Raw genomic sequence first — 21672 nt, forward strand, 5'->3', positions numbered from 1 at the left:
TGTCCGCGGCCGCAGTGTCGGTAGTGCGACCGATAATGGATTGTGCCCACCTATCGAGATGAAGCCGTCGTGCTGCGCACCCACAAGCTGGGTGAGGCCGACCGGATCGTCACGATGCTGAGCCGTCGTCACGGCAAGATCCGTGCGGTCGCCAAGGGGGTGCGGCGTACGTCGTCGCGCTTCGGCGCTCGCCTGGAGCCGTTCATGGTGGCCGACGTCCAGCTGTACGCCGGGCGCTCGCTCGATACGGTGCAGCAGGCCGAGTCGATCGGCTCCTACGGCGCCGAGATCGCCGTGCACTACGAGCGCTACACCGCAGCCCACGCGATGGTGGAGGCGGCGGATCGCCTGGGAGACGCCGAGGCCACCGCGCAGCAGTACGTGCTGCTCGTCGGCGGGCTCCGTGCCCTCTCACGCGGCGAGCACTCCCCGCGATCGATCCTGGACTCCTATCTGCTGCGCGCAATGTCCCTGTCGGGGTGGGCACCCGGACTCGACGACTGCGCCCGCTGCGGCGAGCCGGGTCCCCACCAGATGTTCATGGCACAAGCCGGCGGCATGGTGTGCCGCTCGTGCGCTCCGGCAGGGGCCGCACGCGTGGAGCCCGCCACCATCGACCTGCTGCGTGCGCTCATCCGCGGCGACTGGGAGCAGATCGACGTGGCATCGCACCGCGAGCACGCCGCGGCCGCCGGACTCGTGGCGGCGTACACCCAATGGCACCTGGAGCGCGGCATCCGCTCCCTGGCACACGTGGAGACTCCGTGACCCCGAAGCCCTACACGCATCGGGACGCCGTCCCGTTCCGCCCGGTCGACTGGACCGGCGAGTACCCGCCCGCGTACGCCCGGGGGAGCGTTCCCCAGCACGTCGCCGTGGTGATGGACGGCAACGGCCGCTGGGCCAATCGCCGTGGACTCTCGCGCGTGGAGGGCCACAAGGCCGGCGAGGCCGCCCTCCTGGATGTCGTGGCCGGTGCCCTGCAGGCCGGTGTCAAGCATCTGTCGGTCTACGCGTTCTCTACAGAGAACTGGGCCCGCTCGCCCGAAGAGGTTCGCTTCCTGATGGGCTTCAACCGGGAGGTGCTGCATCGCCGGCGCGACCAGCTCAACGAATGGGGCGTGCGCGTGCGGTGGGCCGGGCGGCGGCCGCGGCTGTGGCGCTCGGTGATCTCCGAGCTCGAGTACGCGCAGGAGCTCACCAAGAGCAACACGGCGCTCACCCTCACGATGTGCGTGAACTACGGCGGTCGCGTCGAGATCGCCGACGCGGTGCGCTCGATCGCCGATGACGTCTCGACGGGACGGCTGCGGCCGTCCGCGGTGACGGAGAAGCTGATCGCCAAGCGGCTCTACCAGCCAGACATGCCGGACGTCGACCTGTTCGTGCGCTCGTCCGGCGAACAGCGCACCTCGAACTTCCTGCTGTGGCAGTCGGCCTATGCGGAGATGGTGTTCCTCGACACGCTGTGGCCGGACTTCACCCGCCGCGATCTCTGGCACGCCATCGACATCTACACCGGTCGCGACCGCCGCTTCGGCGGCGCCGTCGACGCTCCCGACACCCCGGCCTGACCCCCGAGGAGCCGTGAGCCTGGGCTCAGGGGAAGGCGAGTTCGGCGTCGGTGTAGAGATACAGACGCTGCAGCGAGGTGCCGAAGGGCTTGAGCGCCAGGCAGGACTCATCCGTGGTGCAGCGCGACACCGGATCGTCCTCGGAGTAGATCCGGAACGCGTCGATCTTCAGGCGCAGGTCCTGACCCTCCACGTTGGCCTCGAGGTCGCGCCCGGGATAGCCGACCGCATACCGCACGGCTCCGGCGTCGTAGCCCATCCCGATCCACGCGGCGCGCACCAGAGAGCCGACCGCCCCATGGTCGGAGTGATCCGGACGACGCGGGTCGTCGCCCACGTGCATGGTGGCCTCGGTGGGAACGAGGGTGATCAGCTGGTGCGGCTGGAAGGCGGCGATGATCTCCTGGACGCTTGCCAGGAGCTGGTCGCGTGTGACGACCGCGCCCGTGTCGACCTGGGTCATCTCGGAGATGGTCCCGGCGTTCATCGATTCCAGCGAGGCGCGTCCCGTGGCCTCGAACCCCGATCCGTTGAGGTTTCCATCCGGCAGACGCAGGAGCGTGATGCTCAGGCGCGCATCGTCGGCAGGAGCGATCACGGTGGCGTGCATGCCGGTAAGGAGCGTGATCTCCCGGGTGGTCCACTCGACACCCGAGACGCCGCGCATCGCATCGTAGGCGTTGCGCAGACCGCGCTCGCGGCCCTCGACGTAGTCCATACCCTTGCCCGCGTCGCCGGCTGTGAGAAAGACGGTGTGTACGCATTCGCCTGAGCGCAGTGCCGTGATCAACTGCGGGTTGGCGAAGAGCAGATCGTCGTCGTAGTGCGCCATGATCGACAGGGTCGTGGGTGCGCCGTCGGGACAGGGGGCGGCAATGGGCGATACGGGCTGCGCCGCTTCAGTGGGGGTCGGGACGTCGACGGGCGTCGGAGCGCTCGTCGGGGCATCGGGGGTGAGAGGCGGGATCACGGGCGCACTCGCCGGGCTCGCGCATCCACCGAGCACCAGGACGACCACGACGGCCGCTGCTGTGAATCCTGCTCGTATCGCTCCACGAATTCGTCCTCTTCCTGACGGGCCGTTCGTCACGTTCCGCTCTCCCCCTGATATCACTGTCAGCATCCTTGCACAGGGCATCGACGGGGATGTGTGCGGGTGGCCGTGTTCCTACCCTACGGCGGAGACGGCGCGACGCGATGTGCGGCGGCTGAAGAGGATGCCCGCCACGATGATCGCGCAGCCGACGGGTTCGTTCCAGGTGATCGCCTCGCCCCGCACGAGCGCACCGAGCGCGACCCCGACGACGGGGGAGAGGTAGGTCACCGTGGAGGCGTTGGTGGCTCCCCACGCCGCGACGACGTTGGTGTTCCACACGTACGCCAGCCCCGTTCCCAGCGCCCCCAGCGCCAGCATGCTCGAGACCACCGGCACGGTGAGCGTGACGGGCGTGAGCGCGGTGAAAGGGGCGACGAGGATCATCACGACGGCGGCGATTCCCACCTGCATGGTCGCCACGGGTACGGCGGGAAGTCCGAGCGGCGTCACGAATCGGCGGAGGTACACGAAGGCAACGCCATAGGACAGGGTGGCGCCGAGGCAGGCCGCCTGCGCAGGCACGGCGTTCTCGCCCGAGAAGCCGTGCCACGGGCCGAGGACGACGATCACGCCCGCGAAGCCCAGCAGCAGACCGACCAGCCGAGGCGGGGTCAGGCGCTCCTCCCGCAGCGCGACGAGGGCCACGAGCATCGTCATCAGCGGCGTCGTCGCGTTGTAGATGCTGGCGAGACCCGAGTCGATGAACTGCCCGGCCCAGGCGTACAGCAGGAACGGGATGACGCACAGCAGCATGGCCACCACGCTCAGGTGAACCCAGGTGCGCGGCTCCCGGGGAAAGCGGGACCGGGCGACGGCGCAGACCACGAGCAGCACGACGGCGCCGATGCAGACCCGTCCGAGGACAACCTGCACGGGGCTCAGCCCCTGAACGGCTTCCGCGATGAAGAGGAAGCTGGAGCCCCAGATCAGCGCCGTGGCGATGAACTGGGCGAGGATGCCGATGCCGCGCGGGGTCATCGCTCCAGTCTCGTCGTGGCGGGTTCGCGACGCTGGCGGAAATCAGCCATCGCGCGGCGGAATTCCGCCGAACCCCTCCGGATCAGAGGGCAGCGAGGAAACGGGTCGTCTCCCGTGGGTGCCCGAAGCGCATGACGCGCAGCCCCGGGAGCTCGGATCGGAGCCGAGGGATGTAGTTCTCCCGCCACTTGCGGTGCGTGCGCGCCTCCCAGCGCAGCAGGTGGTCCTCGTCCGTCAGTGCGTGCCAGAGCGGGGGCTCGACGTTGCCGGTGCCGGGCCAGACCTCGCGGCGTCCGATGCTGCGGGCGATCGTGCGGCGCACGAGGCGAGCACGCGCGATCCGTCGCGGATAGTCGAGCCAGAGCAGCAGCTGGCCCCGCTGCGCCAGGTGCATGCCGACCCCGGAACCCAGGTACTGCAGCTCGCTCACCCACCGGTCGCTGGCGGCGATCGCGGACACGTCGCGCTCGAACTCGGCACGCGGTGTCCAGTTCGGACCCCAGTGGAGCCGGTCGAGTTCGGTGTACGGCAGACCGAGGCGTGTGCTGACGGCGCGGCACAGCGTCGATTTGCCGATGCCCGTGACCCCGCAGACGAGAACGCGATCGTGGGCGGGAAGGGGATCGGTGGGCAGCAGCAGCGGAGCAGGCGCTCCGCTCACCGCGGCAGGTTGGCTTCGATGACCTCGACGATGGCCGGGTCGTCCGGGCGCGTCTGCGGGCGGAAGCGGTGCACATTGCCGGCGGGCGTCAGAACGAACTTCTCGAAGTTCCACAGCACCGGACCGCGCTTGCCCTCCTCATCCTTTGCCTTCTTCAGGGCCTTGTACAAGGGTGCTGCGCCGGGGCCGTTCACCTTGATCTTGTCCTCGATCGGGAAGCTGATCCCCCAGGTGACGGAGCAGTACTCCAGGATCTCCTCCATGCTGCCCGGCTCCTGCCCCAGGAACTGATTGCACGGGAAGCCGAGCACAGTGAACCCCCGGTCGGCGTAGTCCCGCTGGAGCTGCTCGAGCTGCTCGTACTGGGGGGTGAGACCACACTTGGAGGCCACGTTGACGATCATCACGACATCGTCGGCGAACTCGGCCAGAGTGTGCTCGCTGCCATCGGAGGCGAGGAACGGGATCGCGCGCAGATCTGCGGTGGTATCGGTCATTCTCCGAGCCTACGACCGTCTCGGACCCGGGCGGCGCTCCCCGCCCACGACTCTGGAAGAATGGGGGAGTGAACACGATGCTGGCAGAACAGAACACGGCGGGTCCTGCCGCCGCGCCGGCCCTGCGCATCGGACCGATCGAGCTGGATGCTCCTGTGGTCCTCGCGCCCATGGCCGGCATCACCAACACCGCCTTCCGGCGTCTGTGCCGCGAGTACGGGGCGGGGCTCTACGTGAGTGAGATGATCACCTCGCGCGCACTCGTCGAGCGCAACGCCGTGACCATGCGGCTGATCACACACCACGAATCCGAGACACCCCGGTCCATCCAGCTGTACGGCGTCGACCCGAAGACCGTCGCCGAGGCCGTTCGCATCATCGTCGCCGAAGACCGCGCAGACCACATCGACCTGAACTTCGGCTGCCCGGTGCCGAAGGTCACCCGCAAGGGCGGCGGATCCGCGCTGCCGTGGAAGCACACGCTATTCAACGAGATCGTCACCCAGGCCGTTCGCGCCGCCGAGCACCTTCCGCTCACGGTGAAGATGCGCAAGGGCATCGACGACGACCACCTCACCTACCTGGATGCGGGTCGCATGGCGGAGGACGCCGGCGTCGCGGCGATGGCGCTGCATGGTCGCACCGCGAGCCAGATGTACTCCGGGCACGCGGACTGGTCTGCCATCGCGAAGCTGAAGGAGACCGTCACGTCTGTGCCGGTGCTCGGCAACGGCGATATCTGGTCGGCCGAAGACGCCCGGCGCATGATGGCGGAGACGGGCTGCGACGGCGTCGTGGTCGGCCGCGGCTGCCTCGGCCGCCCGTGGCTGTTCGGCGAGCTGGCGGAGGAACTCGGGCACGTCCCGAGCCCGAAGGTCGACGCCACGCTCGGCTTCGTCGCGCGCGCGTTCAAGCGCCATGCCGAACTGCTGGTCGAGTTCTTCGAGGATGAGGGCCGCGGCTGCCGCGACATCCGCAAGCACGTCGCCTGGTACTTCAAGGGGTATCCCGTGGGTGGCGACACCCGCGCCGCCCTCGCCACGGCGTCGAGCCTGCAGGAGATCGATGATCTGCTCGGTACGCTCGACCTGGATGCGCCCTATCCCGGTGCGGGTGCCGAAGGGCAGCGCGGCCGCGCGGGCACCCCCAAGCGCACCGTCCTCCCGGACGGGTGGCTGGAATCGCACGACATCGCGGCGGATCACCGGAGCAACCTGACCGAAGGAGAAGCGGACACCAGTGGCGGCTGAGCAGAAGTCGAGCGCCGGCCGGCGCATTCCCGAGGGATATGTCGCCGCCGACGTCGAGCGGTTCCACGGTGAGACTCACCGATCCGAACGGGACGACTTCGCGCGGGATCGCGCCCGTGTGCTGCATTCTGCCGCGTGGCGGCGCCTGGCGGCCAAGACCCAGGTGCTGAGTCCTGCGAGTCCCGCCGACTTCGCCCGCAACCGTCTCACCCACTCGCTCGAGGTCGCGCAGGTCGGGCGAGAGCTGGCGACGAATCTGCGGCTGAATCCGGACGTGGTCGACACCGCCTGCCTCAGCCATGATCTCGGGCACCCGCCCTTCGGCCACAACGGCGAACGGGCACTGAACGACTGGGCATCGGGGATCGGCGGGTTCGAGGGCAATGCGCAGACGCTGCGCATCCTCATCCGGCTGGAGCCGAAGGTGATGGATGAGGCGGGCCACGCCTACGGGCTGAATCTGACTCGCGCGAGCCTGGACGCCACGTGCAAGTACCCGTGGACCGCCGATGCCCCCGTGCCCGACCCGGGAGGCCGCCTGAAGTTCGGCGTCTACCCCGACGACGAGCCGGTCTTCCGCTGGATGCGGGAGGGAGCACCGGGGCGCGTGCGTTGCATCGAGGCCGAGGTGATGGATCTCTCCGACGACATCGCGTACTCCGTCCATGACTTCGAGGACGCGATCGTCAACGGCTACCTCAATCCGGCGCGGCTGTCCGATCCTGCCGAGCACGAGGCTCTGGTCAGCGCCATCCAGTCGTGGGTGGGCTATGACTTCACCCGTGACGAGCTGGACGATGCCCTCTACCGCCTCACGCGCCTGCCGGTGTGGCTGCGCAGCTTCGATCACTCCCGCGCCTCGCTGGCCCGGCTGAAGAACCTCACCTCCGAGCTGATCGGTCGGTTCGCACGCGCTGCCACCGCCGCCACGCGGGAGGCGTACCCCGTCGAAGTGATGACCCGCTACCACGCCCACGTCGTCGTGCCGCGCATCGTCGAGGCGGAGGTCGCGGTGCTGAAGGGCATCATCGGCGCCACCGTGGTGTCGATCGAGGGTCGCAAGTCCATCTACAAGGAGCAGCGGCGGGTGCTCAAGCGCCTCGCCACCGCCCTCTGGCAAGACGGCGCGCAGGCACTGGATCCGGTGTTCGCCGCCGACTTCCGCAACGCCGCAGACGACGGTGCGCGCAAGCGGATCATCGTGGACCAGGTCGCGAGCCTCACCGATCAGACGGCGCTCGCCTGGCACCGCCGTTACGTCGGAGAGATCGATCCCGCGGACGTCGGCATCTGGTCGCCGGGCTTCGGCGTCGGAGAGCGGCGGCACTGATGGCGGGGCGCATCTCGCAGGCGGACGTCGAGGAGGTGAAGTCCCGCACCAACATCGGCGACATCATCGGCGAGCGCGTGGCGCTGCGCTCTGCCGGCGTCGGGTCGTTGAAGGGGCTGTGCCCGTTCCACGACGAGAAGAGCCCGAGTTTCCATGTGCGTCCCCAGGTCGGCTTCTATCACTGCTTTGGTTGCGGTGCATCGGGTGATGTGTACACGTTCCTGCGCGAGATGGATCATGTGACCTTCACCGAGGCCGTCGAGCGCCTGGCGGCACGTGTGGGCATCACCCTGCACTATGAGGAAGGCGGCGGTCCCGCCCCTGAGACCAGCGGCCGATCCCGGCTGTACGCGGCGAACGCGGCCGCCGCCGAGTACTTCCGCGCGCAGCTGGGGACAGCCGAGGCGGAGACCGGTCGTCGCTTCCTCGGAGCTCGCGGGTTCGATGCCGGAGCCGCCGCCCATTTCGGGGTCGGATACGCGCCCCGTGGCTGGAACGGCCTGCTCGATGCGATGCTGGCGCAGGGCTTCACGCGCGACGAGCTGACCGCGGCGGGACTCGTCTCCTCCGGGCAACGGGGAGTGTACGACCGCTTCCGTGGTCGCGTGATCTGGCCGATCCGCGATGTCACCGGTCAGACGATCGGGTTTGGCGCACGCAAGCTCTACGACGACGATCCGGGTCCGAAGTACCTGAACACCCCGGAGACCGCGATCTACAAGAAGGCCCAGGTGCTCTACGGGCTTGACCTCGCCAAGCGCGACATCTCGCGTGGCGATCCGAAACGCGTTGTCGTGGTGGAGGGGTACACCGACGTGATGGCCGCGCACCTTGCGGGAGTCACCACCGCCGTCGCCACATGTGGCACTGCGTTCGGCACCGATCACATCACCGTGCTGCGTCGCGTCATGGGTGATGAATCCGCCGCCGGCGAGGTCGTCTTCACCTTCGATCCCGACGCGGCCGGCCAGAAGGCTGCGTTGCGCGCGTTCGGTGAGGCGCGCCGCTTCCAGGCCCGCACCTACGTGGCCGTCGCCCCGGACGGACTGGACCCGTGCGATCTGCGCCTGGAGCGCGGCGATGCGGCCGTTCGCGCCCTCATGGACACCAAGGTTCCGATGTTCGAGTTCGTCATCGACCGCAAGCTGGAGGGCTTTGACCTTTCGAGCGTCGAGGGGCGGGTCGCGGGTCTGCGTGCCGCGGCACCCATCCTCGGCGAGATCGCCGACCCCGCTGTCCGTAGCGGGTACGAGCACGTGCTCGCTCGGCGGCTCGGCAGCGATCTCACCGATGTGCACCGTGCGGTGAGCTCGGCCGCTCGCCGGGAGAAGCAGCGGGAGGAGAACGGACCTGCGCGCCCCGCTCCGGCTGTGGCGGATGCCCCGGCCGAGCCGGTGCAGCGGGTGACACTGGCGACGCTCCCGCGGACGGGCGACGTGATGCGCGAGCGTGACGCCCTCATGGCTTTCCTGCAGTACGGGCATCAGATGGACACACCGCTGCTGACGCGGGCGCTGAGTCGTCCGCTCGTGCATCCCGGGCTCGAGGCCGTCCGGGCGGGGATCCTTTCGGTGCCCGATCGGTCACGTCCCGGATGGGCGATGACCGCCATCGAAGCGGTCCGCGAGCCGTATCGCGTACTGGCGGGCGAGATGCTCGCGGCGGAGTTCCCGGCGCGCGATGAACAGTCCGCGCTGGCTGCGGCGAACGATCTCGCACTCGCTCTGGTGGAGCGCCAGTTGCGGGCGGAGAAGGCGGAACTGCTGAGCGCAGTCCAGCGCGTGCCGGCGGATTCCGATGAGGGTCGAGCGTTGCGCGTCCAGCTGCGCGATCTGGACATTGAGACGCGTCGACTGCGCGGCGAGTAGCGTTCGCCTCCGTCGTAGGTCAGGATGGACGCATGGCACGACGTCAGGACGAGTCCGCAGCCATCCGCGCAGATGATCTCAGCATCGGGGGACCCGGGGGTCTGCGCATCGTCGATGGGGTCTCCTTCTCCGTAGCGCCCGCCGGCACTCTCGTGGTCTCGGGGCCCACCGGCTCCGGCAAGTCCACCCTCGCGAGCGTCTTCGCCGGGGAAGCGGCGGACGGGGTGAGCGTGATCGGTGGATCCGGGGAGGTCGCCGGTGTCAACGTTCGTCGTCCGGGCCGCCGCGGCCGCCGGGAATGGGATTTCCGCACCGGCTACCTGCCGCAGGGCGCGGGAACGGCGATGCCGCCGCGTCTCACGGTGGGGGAGCACATCGCGTTTCCCATCACCAGCCGCGACCGCAACGTCAACCACACCGCCCTGTCCGTGCGCATCGCCTCCCTGCTCGATGAGATGCACCTGCCGCTCGGGGCTGCCGACAAGTACCCGTATGAGCTGAGCGCCGGCATGCTCCAGCGGATCGCGTTCGCGCACGCCGTCGTGCTCGATCCGAAGGTGTTCATCGCCGACGAGCCGATGGCGAACCTCGACGTGGAGGTGCGGCACGTGGTCTACGACGCGATCCGGCGTCGCCAGCGCGCCTGGGGGATGGCCTCGCTGCTCGTGACGAACGACCCGGACCTCGCTCGCGAACTCGCTGCAGACACGATGACTCTGCGCGCGGGTTCCGTGGTGGCCGTCGGTGACCACACCACGATCCCGCGACCCCCGTCGACGTCCGCGATTTCGACGATCCCGGCGCGCTGACCCGGCGACACTCCCGGGTCTCTGGCCGTGTTCTGGGGCGACGGATTTGTTTGCTAGAGTTGATCTGTCGCCGCCACGGTGGTGATGATCCTCCATAGCTCAATTGGCAGAGCAATCGGCTGTTAACCGATAGGTTCTTGGTTCGAGTCCAAGTGGGGGAGCAGCAAAACTCCCCGAAGCCCGCGCTTCGGGGAGTTCTTCGTTCGTTCAGCCGATGCTGCGTCACGATGGCCGTGCCGTAGATTCGGTGGATGACCATGACGCTGCGGCTTCCGGGCCCCGGGGACGAGGCGGACTGCCGTCGTCTGCACGAGGAACTTGCGAACGACGGCTTCGAGTTCCTTCAGCACCGTGGCAGCTGGGATGAGATCTGCGCGGCGGTGCGTCGGGAGCACGACGGCATCGATGTCGCGCCCGGCCGGGTGCCGGCGAGCTGGCTGCTGGCGGATGTCGACGGTGAGGTGGTGGGGCGGGTGTCCATCCGTCACCGGCTGAATGACTTTCTGCTGCAAGAGGGTGGGCACGTCGGCTACGCGGTCGGCCTGGCGCATCGGCGCCGGGGGCACGCCACCCGTATCCTCCGGCTCGCTGTCGACGATCTGGCCCGCCGCGGCGTCGAGCGGATTCTGGTGACCTGCGACGACACCAATGTGGCGTCCGCGGGTGTGATCGAGAAATGCGGTGGCGTGCTCGAGGACATCGCGCCGTCGCGCGACGGAGGGGCGAAGCGCCGCTACTGGATCTCCGCCTCCCCGACGAGCTGACCCCGCGGCATCACTCGGCCCCGGTAACCCGAGCGGCGGTCGTCCGTGTCAGCAGGAGCCCGAGCGCGAGTTGTGCCAGTGCCCCGCACGCGAGCAGACCCAGCACGAGGGTCCAGGAACCCGTCGCCTGGTGGATGGCCCCGGCGGCGAGTGGGCCCAGAGTGGCGAGCGTGTACCCCACGGACTGGATGACGCTGGAGGCGCGCGCCGAATCCGCGGCGTTGCGGCCGATGCCGGCGATGAGCACGAGAGCGAACGGGAACGCGCACATGCCGAGGCCGAGGCAGGCCGCCCACACCTCCGGCAGCGCCGTGGGGGCGAAGGTGAGACCGGCGACGCCGACGATGGTGGCGGTGGCGATGAGGGTGAAGCCGACGCGCATCCGGATCGGCGTACGGGTCAGCGGAACGATCAGCACGGTCGCCGGGGCTCCGATCGCCATCATCACGCCGAGCAGGATCCCGGCGCGCTCCGCGGACAGTCCGGCGCTGGTCGCGATGCTCGGCAGCCAGCCCATGAGGATGTAGCTGAGCAGAGACTGCATCGCGAAGAAACCGGCCAGCAGCCACGTGCCGGCGGGGAGGGGGTCTCGGCGGCGGGGTCCGGATGCCGGGGCAAGCGGGGCGCCGGCGTCGGGCCGGGCGGCGGGGCGGCTGAGCGGCATCGCGAACGCCCAGACCGCGACGGCGATCACAGCGGGCGCGGCCCAGACGGCGAGCCCCATCGAGGCGCTCCCGAGGGCGGATGCGATCGGGACGGCGGTGGCGGCGGCCAGAGCGGCCCCGATCGACATCGCGGTGGAGTATGCCGTGGTGATGGGGCCGATGTGGCGGCCGAAGTGCGCTCGGACGACCGCGGGCAGCAGGATGTTGACCACCGCGAGGCCGGATGTCGCGATCACGGTGCCCGCGACCACGACCCACGGCGACGGGATCGCTCGCAGCAGGAGCCCGGCGGTGAGCACGACCATCCCGAGCCCGATCGTGCGCTCGACGCCGAGGCGGGCCGACAAGCGCGCGGTGCTGAGGCCCGCGACGGCGAACACGGCGGTGGGGACGGCGGGCACGATCACGACGGTGACGTCGGTGAGCGCCCCGCTCGCGGTCAGCGCGGTGATGAGCGCGGAGGTACTCGTGATAGCGAGCCGCAGGTTCAGTGCAATCAGCACGAGCGCCACGATCATGAAGACCCATCGGCTCCGGCTGCGAGCGGGATCGGGCGTGCGATTCATATTCATCCAAACATCTAACGTCTAATCATTGAGCCGTACTATCATTGCACGCATGACGCTTTCCCCGGTCCGCCAAAGCTCGCTCAGCGATCAGGTCGTCGAACGACTCCGGGCTGAGATCGTGGAGGGTCGCTGGCCGGTCGGCGAGCGCATCCCTCCGGAGCCGGAACTGATGGAGAGCCTGGGTGTGGCACGAGGGACGCTGCGGGAGGCGCTGCGTGCGCTGCAGTACAGCGGAATGCTGGACATCCGTCGCGGGGACGGCACCTTCGTCAACGCCCGCAGCGAGGTGCCCGGGGCGCTGGCGCGTTCCGGGGGAACCCTGGCGGATGTGCTCGAGGCGCGCGCTGCCATCGAGCCGCAGCTGGCGAGGCTGGCCGCACTGCGCGCCAGCGCGGACGACATCGCCCTGATTGAGACGGCGCTGGCGCGCCGGGCGCGCTCCCACGCGGACGACTGGGCCTCATCAGACGCCTTCTTCCACGAGGCCATCGCCCGCGCTGCGCACAATCCGATCCTGTTTGAGGTGTACGCCGCACTTCTGCCACGGCTGCAGGAGTCGGTTCAGGCGGCGATCAGTCGCTCCGGCTTCCGGGTCGATGATCCCCGGGGTCACGAGGAAGTGCTGGAGGCGATTGTCCAGGGTGACCCGGAAGCCGCCAGCGCCAGCGCGGCGGCGAATCTGGCGGCAACCGAGCGGTGGGATCTCGACGATCGCGCGAGCGGGCAGCGATAGCCCGCGTGCAGAGTCGTTGCGCACGGATGCCGTGGCCGGTTGGTTGTCAGAGCCGACGTTCCCGGCCCATCGCGCGCCCCTCGATCCAGTAGGCCTGCACGTGAACGGACTTCCGGCCGCCTCCGACGCGGTCCTTCACGGCGGCTCGGAGTGCTTTCAGCGAACCGGTCTCCCCGGCGGCCCATACCTGCTTCCCGGGGGAGAGGAGATCTGCCGCAGCGAGCGCGAGCGATGCGGGGCCCGAGCGCGCTGCCCACTGAATCGACGCGCGCGCCGCGGAGGCGAGCGGGATCAGCTCGTCCTCATCGTGCGCCTGCTCCAGGAGCACCGCTGTCTCCAGTTCCGGGGGGATCGAACGCAGGATCGCGTTGATCGCGGGCACGGATGCGGCGTCGCCGATGAGCACCAGCCCGGTGGTGTCCGGCGCGCAGGCGAAGGAGGTTGACCCGAGTGACTGCGCGATGACCTGATCGCCGGCGTCAGCGGAGGATGCCCACGCCGACGCGGGTCCCGCGGGCTCGTGCAGGAGGAAATCCACGTCGATCCTGCCCGCGGCCACATCGGCACCGGCGATGGTGTACGCGCGCTGGAACTCGACACCGGTCACCGGGTCAACGATCCACAGGCGGATCCATGCGCCGGGGGAGTCGGTGGCCTGCTGGAACAGGGTCGGCGCATCGAAGTGCACGCGAAGGAAGTGCGGCGCCAGCCTGGTCGTGCCGCGCACGGTGAGCGCGTGCTCCTTCGCGCCGAGAACGCGGAGAACGGCTCCGTCGAATCCGTGGGGCATCAGCGAGTGTCCTGTCTGCTTCGTGTCGTGTCGCGACATGCCGAGCTCGGCGACTCGACGGGATGCCGAGGCGGAAATCACCCTATCCGGCGAACTTAGGTAAGGCAACCCTAATCAGGAGCGGGAAGCCGTTGTCGCTCACCTACGCCAGCCCGGCAGGCGGTGAGTGCGCCGCGATCAGCGGATACGCAGGGGCTGGGCGGTCGTCGCAGACGTGGCGAGGGCTTCGTCGAAGACACCGATCAGGGATCGGCCGTCGGTGGTGACGTGATAGTCGCGCGCCGTGAGGATGGTTTCGGCGATCTGATCACCCCACGGCGGCACCCGGTCCGGGTGTTCGGCATCCCACACCACCTCAGAGGCCGGGAGGTGCTGGAGGAGCGTGGCTGCCTCGTTGAGTTCAGCACGAGCGCGGGGTGCATCGCCCGCGTCCAGTCCTCCGGATTCGTACAGGCGCGCGAGTAGCGGGAACACCCGCCCCCGCTGTCCGTCTTCGAGGCGCACGGTCACGGTGTCGAAGAAGGAGCCGAGGAAAGCCCCCGTGCCGACGGGATAGGCGATCGGTCCCACGCGAAAGCTGAGCACGCATCCCAGTATGGCTAAACCCGTTGCCTCTGCGACGCCTGCGGCGCATGCTGGTGCGAAGCCGCGCTCGCGGCGACCTGGTGGGAGGCAGCATGAATCATGCGTCGGGGCAGATCGGTCCGCTGGACGTCACATTTCACGCACCGCTCGTGACGAGTCCGAGTGCGGGCGGGTGGACGTACGTCCAGATGGCGGGCTCCGCGGAGTTCTTCGGCACGCGAGGTCTGGTGAAGGTGACCGGCACCGTGGATGGTGTCCCGTTCGAGAGCTCCTTCATGGCGCTCGGGGACGGGACGCACAAGCTGCCGATCGCCGCGGCGCTGCGCGCACAGATCGGCAAGTCCACCGGCGACGAGGTCACCATCCATCTGACGAGCCGCCGACGCTGATCCGGCGGCTGCGCCCGGCCGAAAGGCGCACCGCACAGCATCTGCGCGGCCAGGGCAGGCAGGCTGTGCGGATGAGCGGATCGACACCCGGGCCGGGCGCCCGCTCGTCACGACCACGCGGCGCGGGGCGCTGGCTCGCCATCGCCGGGCCGCTCGTCGTGGCGATCGCCTGCCTCGCCCTCCTCTTCCCGCGGCCGTTCGGGACCGAACGCGCGCTCGGCGTGGCTCAGGTGATCTCCTTCCGCGCGGGCGTCGCGATCGGGCTGCTCGCGCTGGCCTCGGGGGTGGCGACGCTGATCGGGGTGCTGGCTGTCCGCCGGCGCCGCATCGCGCCCGGCGGTGTGGCCACGGTGATCATTCTTCTTGTCGCCGCCATCGGCAATGTGGCCGTGCTCGCCGACCGCGGCTGGCAGGCGGACGACGTGGATGCGGCACGGTCGGCCGATGCGATCACGGTGCTGTCGTGGAACACCCAGGGCGGAGCCACTTCGCCCGCGGAGGTCGCCGGACTGGCGGCCCGCACGCACGCGGACATCGTTGCTCTCCCGGAGACCGACGCCGTCGCCGCTGCGGAGATCGCGCGACTGCTCGCACAGCAGGGTATCCGCGTAAACGCGCAGACCACGGGGGAGTGGATCCCGACCTCGCTGCTGGTCTCCGAGCGCCTGGGGACCTACCGGCACGATCTCGGAGCCGGAAGCACCCCGGGATTGCCGAGTGGCGTGTGGGTACCGCAGGACGGTGCGTCTGCCGGGTCGTCGCCGCCCATCGTGGTGGCGCATCCCATGCCGCCGTTGCCGACGAGAATGCAGGCGTGGCGTGACGGTCTGGACTGGGTCGCCCAGCAATGCCGGACCTACGGGGCTGATGTCGTGATCGCAGGGGATCTCAATGCGACCCTGGACCACCTCCCCGCCATGCCCGGATGCCCCGACGCGGCACGCTCCACCGGAACCGCCGGATGGGGGAGCTGGCCCTCCACCGCTCCGGCATGGTTCGCCGCACCCATCGACCATGTGCTCGCGGGCAGGGCCTGGCGCGCCGTGGCGTTCGAGGTCGTCGACTCCCGGGGTCGCGGGAGCGATCATCGCGCCATCGTGGCGGTGCTGGAGCGCGCGTGACGCACGGGGTGCGACGGTGCTCCGGCCGGAACGGCGAGCGGGTCTACGCGGCGGTGGTCACGCCGGATCCTCACGTCCCGCGCGCTGCGCGTCCAGTTCATCGCGCAGGAGCTGGTTCGCGTCCTCGAGATCGAGCACGCGGCCGATGCCGGCGAGGTTCATGCCTTCGTCACGGAGTCGACCGACGCGCCGCAGTCGCGCGATGTCGTCGTCGCTGTAGCGCCGTGTGCCTCCATCGCTGCGGGCGGGGGTGAGGATTCCGTGTCGCTCGAGGAGTCGCAGGCTCGCCTCGTTCATATCGACGAGCTGGGCGGCGACGGCGATGCCGTAGACCGGTGTCCTGCTGTCGCGACTGGGCATTGTTCCTCCGGCTTGAAATTTCTACGAACGTGTTCTATAAAAAATCTACACCACGAGATGCAGATAACCTGCATCCCCACATCAGCCCAGTCGGGCCGCAGGAAAGGAGAATCACCATGGCACTCACCTTTGACACCCTCAGTCAGCTGGATCGGCTCGCCGCAAGCGTGCTCGAATCTCCCCGCGGGCCGCGGCGCATGCCCGTGGACCTGTACCGCGACGGCGACCGCTACATCCTCCACGCCGACCTGCCGGGCGTCGACCCCGGATCGATCGACGTGGACGTCGACGGCGGGCAGCTCTCCATCCGCGCTCAGCGCACGATGGGATCGCCGGAGGGCGTCCGCTGGTTCTCGCGTGAGCGGGACGCGGGATCGTTCCTGCGCCAGTTCGCCCTCGGCGACGGTGTGGATCTCGACGGCATCAGCGCCTCTTACGACAACGGCGTGCTGTCGGTCATCATCCCGGTCAGCGAACGCGCGCGTGCGCGCCGGATCACCGTGCAGAGTCCACGCCAGCGTCCCGAGATCGGTGTCGCCGTCGGCGCCAGCGAGGAGGGATGATCATGATCCCGTTCACGCTTGACCGGTTCCTTCGCGACATGGAGTACCCGGCCACGAGGGACGATCTGCTTCGGGAGGCCGCCCGCGAGATGCTCGCTGAGCGAGATCGCGATCTGATCCGGAGCCTGCCGGATCGTACGTACAGTGCGGGCTGGCACGTGCGACGCGCCCTCGCACGGCGCACGATCGGTGTTCCTCGCGAACCGGTGCTGGTCTGAGGCGAGACGAGGCGGGGCCCGGGGGACTCCCGGGCCCCGCCTCACGCTGTCGGCAGATCAGCGGAATCCTTCCCGCTGCGTCGACTCGTCGGCCACCCGCACACCGAACCGGTAGGCGAGCATCCCGCCGAGCCATCCGGAGATCCCCACGGTTGCGAGCGCTACCAAGCTCACGAGGAAGGGCACGGCATGCGGGAGGTCAGTGGCCAGCCGGAGCACCAGGCTGATGACGAAGAGCACGACCACGACGAGATTCAGGGACATGTGGGTGATGGCGGTGCGGCGAGCTGCGGTTCCCCGGGCCAGCTGGGACAGATCCAGAAGTCCGACCACGGCCGCGAGTGCGGCCCCAGCGAGTCCGATGATGATCAGCGTGGCAGCCCCGCTCGCGAACGCCGCAGGTTCGCGGGCGAAGAAGGCGATCACATCGAAGATGATGCTCGCGAACCATGCGCCGATGGGCACGGCCACGAACGCAGCGTGGAGCGGGTGACCGTACGGCCCGGCAAGTGCCGTACGGGGAGTCTTGGAGCGCCGATGGGCGTCCGGAGAAACGGGGTTAGCGGTCATGGCCACAGTGGACCTCCGTATCGGGGCTCAACGCAGGGCCTTGACCGCTCCGGGTGCACGCGCTAGAGGCACCTTCGCCGCGTTCGCTCCGGGGCGGCGTGCGCACGATCGGCCGATCTCCCGCGTGTTCCCCGGCCGGGCTCGGCAGCCGTCCGACGGCAGGATGTGCACGACAGCGATCAGCGAGGAGCGCCCTTAGCACGGGGGCGCCCTGCGGGGAACCCCGCATCGCGTCGCCCGGGACCCCGGTAGACCGGACGCATGGATCAGACGAGCCGATCAGAACACACGAGGAACCCCCGGCCCCACATCGACGACGCCTGGGGGCTGCTCGTACACGGCTATCGACTGAGCGAACGGGTCTGGTCGCGGGTGGCCGACGGTGCGCGCGCCGCACCGATGCGGCTGCTGGGCAAGGACGCCGTTCTGGTGCGGGGCGCCGAGGGCGTGGAGCTCTTCTACGATGCCCAACGGATCGCCCGTCATGGTGCGATGCCCGCGCCGGTGCAGGAGATCCTCTTCGGTCACGGCTCCGTGCACAGTTTGGATGGCACCGAGCACCGGCATCGCAAGGCCGCGTTCGTGGATGTCGCGTATGACGAGCAGCAGGTTCACCGGTTCGCGCCGCTCGTCGAGGAGGAGTGGCGCACCGAACTGACCGCGTGGCAGGAGGGCGGTGAACGATCCGCATACGACGCCGCCGTCGGAGCCTTCGGCCGTGCCGTGATGCGGTGGGCGGGGGTGCCGGGGACGCCGGAGGCGCGCACCCGGTGGGCCCGCCGGCTGGCGCAGATCGTCGACGGCTTCGGCACGCCGTATGCACCCGGATTCGTGCTGGCGGCAGCGAACCGGTGGTGGTCCGATCGTCACGCCGCGAAGCTGATCGCGGCGGTTCGCTCCGGCCGCCTGGAGCCACGCGACGACAGCGCGCTGAAGGTCTGGGCGTGGCATCGTGACGCGAACGGCGCACTACTACCGGAACGGCTGGCGGGAGTCGAGCTGCAGAACACCCTTCGCCCGATGGTGGCGGTGGCGCGCTTCGTCGCCTTCGCCGCGCGTGATCTGCACGATCACCCCTCCTGGCGTGCGCGCATCGCCCGGGAGACCCGGGAGCGCGGCACCTTGCTGGGTGGGCCGTTGGCGACAGCGTTCGCGCAGGAGGTGCGCCGGACGGCGCCGTTTGTTCCCATGCTCCCCGGGTGGGCTCTGCAGGACACAGTGCTCGACGGGCAGAACGTGGCCGCCGGGGGCCGAGTCGTGCTCGACATCCGGGGCACCGACTCCGATGGAGCATCCTGGGCTGATCCCGGCGTGTTCCGTCCGGAACGATTCGTCGGGGTGGCTGACTACGAGGCGATCGCGGCCTTCATCCCGCACGGTGGCGCGGACGTGGCGACGGGACATCGGTGCCCTGGTGAGAAGCTCGCGATCGCCGGCCTCACGGCGGCGGTGGCAGCCCTCAGCGACCCGGGCGTGAGGATCTCCGACGACGGCCTCGACGTCAACCTCCGCCGGCTCCCCACCCGCCCCGCGTCCGGCGGCCGCGTGCGGAGGTGTCCGATTCCGCTCCCGCGTGATCGGCAGCAGGTATGAAGGCGCTCACGTGGCAGGGGCGTCGGCACGTCAGCGTCGAGACCGTGCCGGATCCCGTCCTTCAGACCTCCACCGACGCGATCATCCGCGTCACATCCACCGCGATCTGCGGCTCGGATCTGCACCTGTATGAACTGCTGGGCGCATTTCTCGATCCCGGGGACGTGCTCGGCCACGAGACCATGGGATCCGTGGTCGAAGTGGGCGACGAGGTGGCCGACCTTGCCGTCGGCGACCGGGTGGTCGTGCCGTTCACCATCGCGTGCGGTCACTGCTTCTTCTGCCACCGCGGACTGCAATCCCAGTGTGAGACCACGCAGAACCCGCGCTACGGCACGGGGGCCGCGCTCTATGGATACACCAAGCTCTACGGTCAGGTCCCGGGCGGCCAGGCGGAGTACCTGCGCGTACGGTTCGCCGATGCGAACTGCATTCGCATCGGGCAGGATCTGCCCGATGCGCGCTACCTCTTCCTCAGCGACATCCTGCCGACTGCGTGGCAGGGCGTCGCATACGCCGAGGTACCGGCTGGCGGCACACTTCTGGTGATGGGACTCGGGCCGGTGGGGCAACTCACAGCTCGCGTCGGCCTCCATCGGGGCTACCGCGTGGTCGCTGTCGAGCCGGTACCCGAGCGCCGCGCGATGGCCGAGCGTCGCGGGGTGACCACGCTGGAGCCCGGGCCCGACGTCGTGGAGCATGTTCGTGATCTCACCGCGGGACGCGGTGCCGACGGCGTCGTGGACGCCGTCGGCATGGAATCACACGGGTCGGTCGCGGCAGGACTCGCCCAGCGCGGCTCCGCGATGCTGCCGAAGGCGCTGGCGCGCCCGCTCATGTCGCACGCGGGCGTCGACCGACTGGCCTCCCTCTACGCGTCCATCGATGCGGTGCGGCGAGGCGGCACGGTCTCCCTCAGCGGGGTGTATGCGGGAGAGGCCGACCTGCTTCCTATGCGAACCATGTTCGACAAACAGGTCACGCTGCGGATGGGCCAGTGCAACGTGCGGCGATGGACGGCAGCGCTGATGCCGCTCGTAGAGGACCCAGCTGACCCGCTCGGGGTGACCGACCTGGTGACGCACACCGCTGCGCTCGCGGAGGGGCCGCGGCTGTACGAGACCTTCCAGAAGAAGGAAGACGGCTGCATAAAGGTCGTCCTCACGCCCTGACCCTTCCGCTCAGCAGTCGCAGCTGATCGACCCCAGCGGTGCGGTGAGGGGATCGACGGCGGAGGTGAGCGCGCCGCGATCGTCTTCTGCCGGATACCCCTCCCGCACCCAGTACTCGTACCCCCCGATCATCTCGCGAACCTGGTAGCCCAGCCGCGCGAACTCCAGCGCGGCGCGGGTCGATCCGTTGCAGCCGGGGCCCCAGCAGTATGTGACGACGGGGACATCCCGCGGGATCTCGCTCCGCGCGCGGCCGGCGATCTCGGCGGTGGGCATGTGGTGGGCTCCCGTGATCCGCCCCTGTGCCCAGGCCAGGTCGCCGCGCGAATCGACGAGCACGAAAGGAATACCGTCCTGCTGATCGGCGCGGACATCCGAGGGGTCGGTCTCGAAGGCGAGCCGACCGGCGAAATGCGCGACGAGGATGTCGAGGGGAATAGGAGTTGGGGTCATGCCGCCACGGTATTCGGATGGAACCGTACGATCCAGGCCCGTTTCACGGTAGATCGTCGTGGCCGGCGGGAATTTCGTGGCAATCTGCTGATATGGCCGTTGCTTCCCCTTTTGAGCCCGATACCGTCGACACCGCGATCCTCGTCGCCCTCCAGGAGAACGGGCGTCTCAGCGTGGCCGATCTCTCGCGCCGCATCATGATGAGTCACAGCGCCACCGCTGAGCGCCTGCGCCGGCTGGAGGAGAGCGGCGTCATCATGGGCTATGCCGCCACGGTGGACCCGGAGCGGCTCGGCTACTCGATCCTGGCGTTTCTGCGGTTGCGGTATCCGAGCAGCGTCTACGAGCCGCTGCACTCGCTGCTGGCTGAAATCCCCGAGGTGGTCGAGGCGCATCACGTCACCGGTGACGACTGCTTCATCATGAAGGTGCTCGCCACGAACATGAAGCACCTGGAGCAGATCAGCGGGCGCATCGGCACCCTGGGCAACGTCACCACGAGTGTGGCCTATTCGTCTCCGCTGCCCACGCGCACGGTGCTTCCGCCGCGCTGAGACGTCACCGATCCGTCATCCGGGAAGGGGTGACGGCGACCGCTCGATGGCATATCGTGCGGCCATGGCATCGATCCTCCTTCCCGGCCACGTGGTGCGTTTCGTCCCGCGCGATGACGTCGCGCGGGCCCCGGAAGTGCTGCCCGTCGCGCGCCCGCTCGGACGATCGGCGCGGGTGATCCTCGGCGCACTTCTGGTGCTCGCCGCGGTGGTCGCGGCCGGACTCATCAGCGCTCTCTGGACGCAGCCCACCCCGGGTGCCTGGTTCTCGGCGCTGTTCACCGTCATGATCTCGGGGTTGGTGCTCGCGCTGGTGCTGGCGTACATCGGCGCGCTGCGGGACGGGCATGCTCGTGCGGAGGCTGCCCAGCTGTGGTCGCGCGCGCGCAAGCACGTGGCCGAGCACGGCCGGATCGTGGCGCGCGAGGTGTCCACCCAGGAGGACGGACAGGTGGGGTCCTTCACACTCAGCGTGGCAGTGGGGGGGGGGGGGGGGGGGGGGGGGGCCCC

The 21672-nt window shown here is 69.3% G+C and carries 26 protein-coding genes and 1 tRNA gene; 17 read left to right on the plus strand and 10 right to left on the minus strand.

Annotated elements, in window-relative coordinates:
• Positions 1–42: 42 nt before the first annotated feature.
• Entirely contained in the window at positions 43–768 is a 726-nt protein-coding gene (gene recO, locus LQ566_RS12880; protein ID WP_231092106.1) for a DNA repair protein RecO, read from the plus strand.
• Entirely contained in the window at positions 765–1574 is an 810-nt protein-coding gene (locus LQ566_RS12885; RefSeq protein ID WP_231092107.1) for an isoprenyl transferase, read from the plus strand. Before recO ends, LQ566_RS12885 begins: the two co-directional genes overlap by 4 nt.
• A gap of 25 nt (positions 1575–1599) precedes the next feature.
• Here LQ566_RS12885 and LQ566_RS12890 read toward each other — a convergent pair whose 3' ends face one another.
• From LQ566_RS12890 to LQ566_RS12905, 4 genes are all read right to left on the minus strand, one after another.
• Complete coding sequence (locus tag LQ566_RS12890; protein WP_231092108.1) at positions 1600–2544, minus strand: PIG-L deacetylase family protein; 945 nt, start codon at positions 2542–2544, stop codon at positions 1600–1602.
• A 198-nt stretch (positions 2545–2742) separates the two neighbouring features.
• Positions 2743–3648, minus strand: a complete 906-nt coding sequence (locus tag LQ566_RS12895) for a DMT family transporter (protein WP_231092109.1) — start codon at positions 3646–3648, stop codon at positions 2743–2745.
• Positions 3649–3730: 82 nt separating this feature from the next.
• Positions 3731–4309, minus strand: coding sequence for a P-loop NTPase family protein (locus tag LQ566_RS12900; RefSeq protein ID WP_231092110.1), 579 nt, complete (start codon positions 4307–4309; stop codon positions 3731–3733).
• Entirely contained in the window at positions 4306–4806 is a 501-nt protein-coding gene (locus tag LQ566_RS12905) for a glutathione peroxidase (protein WP_269143144.1), read from the minus strand. Before LQ566_RS12905 ends, LQ566_RS12900 begins: the two co-directional genes overlap by 4 nt.
• A gap of 77 nt (positions 4807–4883) precedes the next feature.
• On the opposite strand from LQ566_RS12905, the gene dusB reads away from it, so the two are divergent.
• From dusB to LQ566_RS12935, 6 genes are all read left to right on the plus strand, one after another.
• Entirely contained in the window at positions 4884–6056 is a 1173-nt protein-coding gene (dusB, locus tag LQ566_RS12910) for a tRNA dihydrouridine synthase DusB (protein WP_231092149.1), read from the plus strand.
• Positions 6046–7386 carry a deoxyguanosinetriphosphate triphosphohydrolase gene (locus tag LQ566_RS12915; RefSeq protein ID WP_231092111.1) on the plus strand — a complete coding sequence of 447 codons (1341 nt, stop codon included), beginning with the start codon at positions 6046–6048 and terminating at the stop codon, positions 7384–7386. The genes dusB and LQ566_RS12915 overlap by 11 nt, the downstream gene beginning before the upstream one ends.
• On the plus strand, positions 7386–9254 hold the full coding sequence (gene dnaG / locus LQ566_RS12920; protein ID WP_231092112.1) for a DNA primase: 1869 nt from the start codon (positions 7386–7388) through the stop codon (positions 9252–9254). Before LQ566_RS12915 ends, dnaG begins: the two co-directional genes overlap by 1 nt.
• Before the next feature lie 32 nt (positions 9255–9286).
• The gene (locus LQ566_RS12925) at positions 9287–10063 is read left to right on the plus strand and encodes an ATP-binding cassette domain-containing protein (RefSeq protein WP_231092113.1); all 777 of its coding nucleotides are present in this window, start codon (positions 9287–9289) and stop codon (positions 10061–10063) included.
• A gap of 88 nt (positions 10064–10151) precedes the next feature.
• Positions 10152–10224: transfer RNA gene (locus tag LQ566_RS12930), tRNA-Asn, on the plus strand.
• Positions 10225–10314: 90 nt separating this feature from the next.
• Positions 10315–10827 (plus strand): GNAT family N-acetyltransferase, encoded by a 513-nt coding sequence (locus tag LQ566_RS12935; RefSeq protein ID WP_231092114.1) that lies wholly within the window; start codon positions 10315–10317, stop codon positions 10825–10827.
• 10 nt (positions 10828–10837) lie between these two features.
• On the opposite strand, the gene LQ566_RS12940 is transcribed toward LQ566_RS12935, so the two are convergent.
• The gene (locus LQ566_RS12940) at positions 10838–12058 is read right to left on the minus strand and encodes an MFS transporter (RefSeq protein WP_231092115.1); all 1221 of its coding nucleotides are present in this window, start codon (positions 12056–12058) and stop codon (positions 10838–10840) included.
• 52 nt (positions 12059–12110) lie between these two features.
• Between LQ566_RS12940 and LQ566_RS12945 the strand changes: the two genes are divergently transcribed.
• Complete coding sequence (locus tag LQ566_RS12945; RefSeq protein WP_231092116.1) at positions 12111–12794, plus strand: FadR/GntR family transcriptional regulator; 684 nt, start codon at positions 12111–12113, stop codon at positions 12792–12794.
• 46 nt (positions 12795–12840) lie between these two features.
• Here the strand turns inward: LQ566_RS12945 and LQ566_RS12950 are convergent, their stop codons facing one another.
• A complete protein-coding gene (locus LQ566_RS12950) occupies positions 12841–13584 on the minus strand; it encodes a siderophore-interacting protein (protein WP_231092117.1) in 744 nt (247 codons plus the stop codon).
• A gap of 177 nt (positions 13585–13761) precedes the next feature.
• Positions 13762–14169, minus strand: a complete 408-nt coding sequence (locus tag LQ566_RS12955; protein WP_231092118.1) for an Imm70 family immunity protein — start codon at positions 14167–14169, stop codon at positions 13762–13764.
• Positions 14170–14261: 92 nt separating this feature from the next.
• Between LQ566_RS12955 and LQ566_RS12960 the strand changes: the two genes are divergently transcribed.
• On the plus strand, positions 14262–14558 hold the full coding sequence (locus LQ566_RS12960; protein ID WP_231092119.1) for a DUF1905 domain-containing protein: 297 nt from the start codon (positions 14262–14264) through the stop codon (positions 14556–14558).
• Between the two features lie 71 nt (positions 14559–14629).
• Positions 14630–15679, plus strand: coding sequence for an endonuclease/exonuclease/phosphatase family protein (locus LQ566_RS12965; protein WP_231092120.1), 1050 nt, complete (start codon positions 14630–14632; stop codon positions 15677–15679).
• Between the two features lie 57 nt (positions 15680–15736).
• On the opposite strand, the gene LQ566_RS12970 is transcribed toward LQ566_RS12965, so the two are convergent.
• Positions 15737–16039: a MerR family transcriptional regulator gene (locus tag LQ566_RS12970; protein ID WP_231092121.1), complete on the minus strand. Its 303-nt coding sequence runs from the start codon at positions 16037–16039 to the stop codon at positions 15737–15739.
• Positions 16040–16155: 116 nt separating this feature from the next.
• On the opposite strand from LQ566_RS12970, the gene LQ566_RS12975 reads away from it, so the two are divergent.
• Positions 16156–16602 carry an Hsp20/alpha crystallin family protein gene (locus LQ566_RS12975; RefSeq protein WP_231092122.1) on the plus strand — a complete coding sequence of 149 codons (447 nt, stop codon included), beginning with the start codon at positions 16156–16158 and terminating at the stop codon, positions 16600–16602.
• Between the two features lie 2 nt (positions 16603–16604).
• A complete protein-coding gene (locus tag LQ566_RS12980) occupies positions 16605–16820 on the plus strand; it encodes a DUF2795 domain-containing protein (protein WP_231092123.1) in 216 nt (71 codons plus the stop codon).
• Positions 16821–16877: 57 nt separating this feature from the next.
• Here LQ566_RS12980 and LQ566_RS12985 read toward each other — a convergent pair whose 3' ends face one another.
• A complete protein-coding gene (locus LQ566_RS12985) occupies positions 16878–17390 on the minus strand; it encodes a DUF2231 domain-containing protein (RefSeq protein ID WP_231092124.1) in 513 nt (170 codons plus the stop codon).
• A gap of 261 nt (positions 17391–17651) precedes the next feature.
• Between LQ566_RS12985 and LQ566_RS12990 the strand changes: the two genes are divergently transcribed.
• Together LQ566_RS12990 and LQ566_RS12995 are read left to right on the plus strand one after the other, a co-directional pair.
• Positions 17652–18983, plus strand: a complete 1332-nt coding sequence (locus LQ566_RS12990) for a cytochrome P450 (RefSeq protein WP_231092125.1) — start codon at positions 17652–17654, stop codon at positions 18981–18983.
• Entirely contained in the window at positions 18980–20155 is a 1176-nt protein-coding gene (locus LQ566_RS12995) for an alcohol dehydrogenase catalytic domain-containing protein (protein ID WP_231092126.1), read from the plus strand. Before LQ566_RS12990 ends, LQ566_RS12995 begins: the two co-directional genes overlap by 4 nt.
• Before the next feature lie 9 nt (positions 20156–20164).
• Here the strand turns inward: LQ566_RS12995 and LQ566_RS13000 are convergent, their stop codons facing one another.
• Positions 20165–20608, minus strand: coding sequence for a rhodanese-like domain-containing protein (locus tag LQ566_RS13000; RefSeq protein ID WP_231092127.1), 444 nt, complete (start codon positions 20606–20608; stop codon positions 20165–20167).
• A 92-nt stretch (positions 20609–20700) separates the two neighbouring features.
• Here LQ566_RS13000 and LQ566_RS13005 point away from each other — a divergent pair, with 92 nt between their 5' ends.
• Both LQ566_RS13005 and LQ566_RS13010 read left to right on the plus strand, forming a co-directional pair.
• On the plus strand, positions 20701–21162 hold the full coding sequence (locus LQ566_RS13005; RefSeq protein ID WP_231092128.1) for an Lrp/AsnC family transcriptional regulator: 462 nt from the start codon (positions 20701–20703) through the stop codon (positions 21160–21162).
• Between the two features lie 64 nt (positions 21163–21226).
• Positions 21227–21672, plus strand: a 446-nt coding sequence (locus LQ566_RS13010) for a hypothetical protein (protein ID WP_372459803.1), incomplete at its 3' end; no start/stop codon positions are given.

Source organism: Microbacterium nymphoidis (genome assembly GCF_021044885.1).
GTDB lineage: Bacteria > Actinomycetota > Actinomycetes > Actinomycetales > Microbacteriaceae > Microbacterium > Microbacterium nymphoidis.